We start from the raw sequence: 2,390 nt of genomic DNA, 5'->3' as shown, positions 1-2,390 counted from the left end.
GTCCGCCAGGGTGCGAAGATAGGCGATCACATCGGCGCGCTCGTCGACCTTCTTGAGGCCGGCGAAGCCCATTGCGGTGCCGGGAATGTGCTTCTTCGGGGCTGCGAGGAAATCGCTCAGGTGCTGGTAATCCCAGACCACGGAGCCGTCCTGCGAGAACTCGACCATGGCGGGGGAGTAATTGAAGCCCTCATGCGTGGCGACCGGACGGTTGACGATGTTCCACAGGCCGGGGCCGACCTTGTTGGCGTTGGACGCGTCGTTGGTGTGGCAGGCGGCGCACTTCTTGAACGTGCTTTCGCCGCTGGCGACATCGGCGCTGGCGAGCAGCGGGGCGATGGCCTCGGGAGCGGCTGCTTCCTCGGCTGCGGGCGCATCGCCGCCGCCTTCGGCGACCGCGATCGCAAAGCCTTGGGTTTCCGGGGCCGGCGTTTCGTAGATCGCCTCCGAAACTATCGAAAGGGTCATCACAACAAACAGGATCGCCAGAACGGCGCCCGCTGCCGAGTTGAAATACGTGGAGTTCATGTTCCCTCGCTCCGTTTCGGTTCGGTGTCCAGCCCAGTTTCCCGCAATACCCGAACCAGTCTTGAAATCGCGCGGAACCTATGTCTTTTGCAAGTCTGTTGCAACACCGTTTGTGACCGTGGCGGCGAAACTATCGGACTATCGCGCCACGCAACCAAGGATCAATGCCCCAGATGGCTACAGTTCAGGAGCAGACGCTCGTCATTATCCCCGCCCGGATGGCATCGGCCCGGCTGCCGGGCAAGCCGCTGGCCGACATCGGCGGCCAGCCGATGGTGGTCCGGGTGGCGCGCCAGGCGGCGCTGGCCGACATCGGCCGGGTGGCGGTGGCGACGGACTCCCGCGAGATCGCCAGCGCCGTCGAGGCGGCCGGCTTCGAGGCCGTCATGACCCGCGACGACCACCAGTCCGGATCGGACCGGGTGTTCGAGGCGGCCTGCAGGATGGACCCGGAGGGCCGGGCCCGGATCATCCTCAATGTCCAGGGCGACATTCCCGCCATCGAACCCGAGACCATTCGTCGCGCCGCCCTGCCGCTTCGGGATTCGCCGGCCGATCTCGCCACGCTGGCCGTCGAGATCACCGACGAGGCGGACCGGACCAACCCGAACATCGTCAAGATCGTCGGCACGCCGATCGGCCCGGGGCTGCTGCGGGCGCTCTATTTCACCCGCGCCACCGCGCCCTGGGGCGAAGGACCGCTCTATCACCATATCGGGCTCTATGCCTGGCGCCGGCCGGCGCTCGAGCGCTTCGTCTCGCTCGCGCCCTCGACGCTCGAGCGGCGCGAATCGCTCGAGCAATTGCGGGCGCTCGAGGACGGCATGCGCATCGACGCAGCCATCGTTGACTCCGTTCCGCTCGGTGTCGATACTCCCGCCGATCTTGAACGCGCCCGCCACATCCTGGCGCCGAAATAGACGCGCATTCCTCAACACGGACATTCATGATGACAGTATCCACCAACCGCATCGCCTTCCAGGGCGAGTTTGGCGCAAATTCCGACATGGCCTGCCGCGACATGTTTCCCGACATGGAGCCGCTGCCCTGCGCCACCTTCGAGGATGCGTTCAACGCGCTGGAGCAGGGCGAGGCGGATCTGGCGATGATCCCGATCGAGAACACCATCGCCGGCCGGGTCGCCGACATCCATCACCTGCTGCCCGAATCGCGGCTGCACATCGTCGGCGAATATTTCATGCCGATCCATTTCCAGCTCATGGCGCTGCCTGGCGTCGACCGCTCGGAGATCCGCACCGTGCACAGCCATGTCCACGCCGTCGGCCAGTGCCGCAAGGTGGTGCGCGCCAATGGCTGGAAGGCCGTGGTCGCCGGCGACACCGCGGGCGCCGCCCGGCTGGTCTCCGAGAGCAACGACCGCACCATGGCGGCGCTGGCGCCGCGGCTGGCGGCCGACCTCTACGGCCTCACCATCCTTGAAGAAAATGTCGAGGACACCGAGACCAACGTCACCCGCTTCGTGGTGCTGTCGCGCGAGGCCGCCTATGCGCCGCGCCCGGTGGCCGACGAGGTGGTGGTCACCACCTTCGTCTTCAGGGTGCGCAACATTCCCGCCGCGCTCTACAAGGCGATGGGGGGATTTGCCACCAACGGCGTCAACATGACCAAGCTCGAAAGCTATCAGATCGGCGGCAAGTTCTTCGCCACCCAGTTCTACGCCGACATCCAGGGCCACCCGGACGAGCCTCCGGTGGCCCGCGCCATGGACGAGCTCGCCTTTTTCTCCAAGGAACTCAGGATCCTGGGCGTCTACCCGGCGCATCCGTTCCGGCTGGCGCAGAACGGCAGCCACGACGAAGAGGCCGAAGGCTGAGGCGCGTCCGGCGGCGCCGGGCGCAGGC

The 2,390-nt window shown here is 66.4% G+C and carries 3 protein-coding genes; 2 read left to right on the top strand and 1 reads right to left on the bottom strand.

The features are described from left to right. Positions 1–528: cytochrome c family protein (locus tag LL06_RS25415; protein ID WP_035533683.1), on the bottom strand; the 528-nt coding region annotated here is incomplete at its 3' end. A gap of 173 nt (positions 529–701) precedes the next feature. Between LL06_RS25415 and LL06_RS25410 the strand changes: the two genes are divergently transcribed. Both LL06_RS25410 and LL06_RS25405 read left to right on the top strand, forming a co-directional pair. Next, entirely contained in the window at positions 702–1,448 is a 747-nt protein-coding gene (locus LL06_RS25410) for a 3-deoxy-manno-octulosonate cytidylyltransferase (RefSeq protein WP_035533681.1), read from the top strand. Positions 1,449–1,477: 29 nt separating this feature from the next. Then, positions 1,478–2,362, top strand: a complete 885-nt coding sequence (locus LL06_RS25405) for a prephenate dehydratase (protein WP_035533685.1) — start codon at positions 1,478–1,480, stop codon at positions 2,360–2,362. Positions 2,363–2,390: the final 28 nt, after the last annotated feature.

This window comes from Hoeflea sp. BAL378, from assembly GCF_000759435.1.
GTDB lineage: Bacteria > Pseudomonadota > Alphaproteobacteria > Rhizobiales > Rhizobiaceae > Hoeflea.
The sequence above is the reverse complement of the archived record's forward strand: the minus strand, read 5'-3'. Positions and strand labels throughout refer to the sequence as shown.

Bases quoted from the DNA above. Each gene is read 5' to 3' on its own strand.
- LL06_RS25410 (WP_035533681.1), top strand. From the start codon at position 702: ATGGCTACAGTTCAGGAGCAGACGCTCGTCATTATCCCCGCCCGGATG.
- LL06_RS25405 (WP_035533685.1), top strand. From the start codon at position 1,478: ATGACAGTATCCACCAACCGCATCGCCTTCCAGGGCGAGTTTGGCGCA.